Origin of the sequence: Rhodomicrobium udaipurense JA643 (genome assembly GCF_000636015.1) — a bacterium.
Classification (GTDB): Bacteria; Pseudomonadota; Alphaproteobacteria; order Rhizobiales; family Rhodomicrobiaceae; genus Rhodomicrobium; species Rhodomicrobium udaipurense.
In genome coordinates this window covers 1-1,561 of sequence record NZ_JFZJ01000231.1, presented here as the reverse complement: position 1 = coordinate 1,561, position 1,561 = coordinate 1, and the positions used below count along the sequence as shown (strand labels likewise).

4 protein-coding genes are annotated in these 1,561 nt (G+C 61.9%); all 4 read left to right on the top strand.

Annotated features, from left to right (window positions below; genetic code table 11):
• Positions 1-387: PQQ-dependent sugar dehydrogenase (locus tag T281_RS17080; RefSeq protein ID WP_420834886.1), on the top strand; the 387-nt coding region annotated here is incomplete at its 5' end.
• A 142-nt stretch (positions 388-529) separates the two neighbouring features.
• On the top strand, positions 530-667 hold the full coding sequence (rpmH, locus tag T281_RS18555) for a 50S ribosomal protein L34 (protein ID WP_013418163.1): 138 nt from the start codon (positions 530-532) through the stop codon (positions 665-667).
• A 24-nt stretch (positions 668-691) separates the two neighbouring features.
• The gene (rnpA, locus tag T281_RS17075) at positions 692-1,090 is read left to right on the top strand and encodes a ribonuclease P protein component (RefSeq protein WP_052037627.1); all 399 of its coding nucleotides are present in this window, start codon (positions 692-694) and stop codon (positions 1,088-1,090) included.
• A gap of 130 nt (positions 1,091-1,220) precedes the next feature.
• On the top strand, positions 1,221-1,561 hold a 341-nt coding region (gene yidC / locus T281_RS17070), incomplete at its 3' end, for a membrane protein insertase YidC (RefSeq protein ID WP_037242499.1).

Here is a 1,561-nt window from a genome sequence, read left to right as displayed (position 1 = left end):
CCGCAGCGGCCCGACCTTGTGGAGAAGGCCATTGTGCCGGATTACGCGCTCGGCAGTCACACCGCATCGCTCGGGCTAACCTTCGCGGAAGGCAGCAAACTGCCGAAGCCGTTCGCGAACGGCGCGTTTATCGGCCAGCACGGCTCGTGGAACCGCAAGCCGAAAAGCGGCTACAAGGTGATCTTCGTGCCGTTTGAAAACGGCAAGCCGAACGGGATGCCCATCGATGTGCTGACGGGATTCCTCAGCCAGAACGACGAGGCGCTCGGGCGACCCGTCGGCGTGACGTTCGATAAGGACGGTGCGCTGCTCGTGGCGGATGATGTGGGCAACGTCGTCTGGCGCGTTACGGGCGCAGGCGCGGCGCAAAGCGCGAAGGCTGAATAACCGCAACTGCGGCGATGCGCCTTTTCAACGGCCAGGTTCTCCTTTGCGTGAGGCCCGGCCGTCCGATAATCTGACAGAGCATGATTGACGGCGGCCTCCAAAACGCCCTATCTATGGCGTTTGAGAGAGAAAGCGCCTTGTCATGACCAAAAGAACCTATCAACCGAGCAATTTGCGCCGGAAACGCAAACACGGCTTCCGCGCCCGTATGTCGACCAAACAGGGCCGGACCGTATTGTCCCGTCGCCGCGCGCGCGGCCGCACGAAGCTCTCGGCTTAAACAGTCGAAAAAAGCGCTGCGGCCATGGACACGCTCAAGACGCGCGCGGAATTCAAGCGCGTGCAGAAGGGCCGCAAATGGGTGACGCCTGCCTTCATCATGCAGGGCCTCGCCCGCGCGGACATCGAAAGTCAGGGTCCGCGCTTCGGGTTCACCGTATCGGGCAAGTCGGTCGCCGTTGAAGGCGAGGGCGGCAGGAAAAGAGGCAAGGCGGTCGACCGCAATCGCGCGAGACGGCGCCTCAAGGAAGCCGTTCGCCTGACATTCGCGGAAGCCGCACGGCCGAATCTGGATTACGTGATAATTGGCCGCGCCGTTGCGCTGACCAGAAAATTCGAAGATCTACTTGCGGATATGCGGCGTGCATTCCATAAAGTGGGCCAGCCGGCGCGCTCCGACAAGGAAAATAACCCTGCCCCGTGAACGCTGCGCTGGAAAAGCCGGATTGTCTTCCCACGAAGTCAGGAACCGGCTAAAGCGATTTGGCTGAACGGATTGGGCAGTCTTTCTTCGATGGCGTGGCGCGCATCGAACGGTTCTTCTGAGCGGGTTCATGGACAACAACAGAAACTTCATCATCGCGATTGCGCTTTCGCTTTCCGTGCTGCTTGGCTGGCAGTTCCTCTACATGAAGCCCGCCTCCGACAAGGCGCGCCAGCAGGCCATCGAGGCGCAGCAACAGGCGGCAGCCGAACAAGGCGCGGATCCGACAGTGGCGGGAGCGGCGATTCCGCCGCGCGCATCCTCGGTGATCCCGGTGCCGACGACGCCGAAATTCGCGTCCCGCGAGGCAGCCCTCGCCGCGACACAGCGCATCGCGTTCGACACCTCTTCACTCACCGGCTCGATCAACCTCAAGGGCGGCAGCGTCGACGACGTCACCTTGAAGGAATA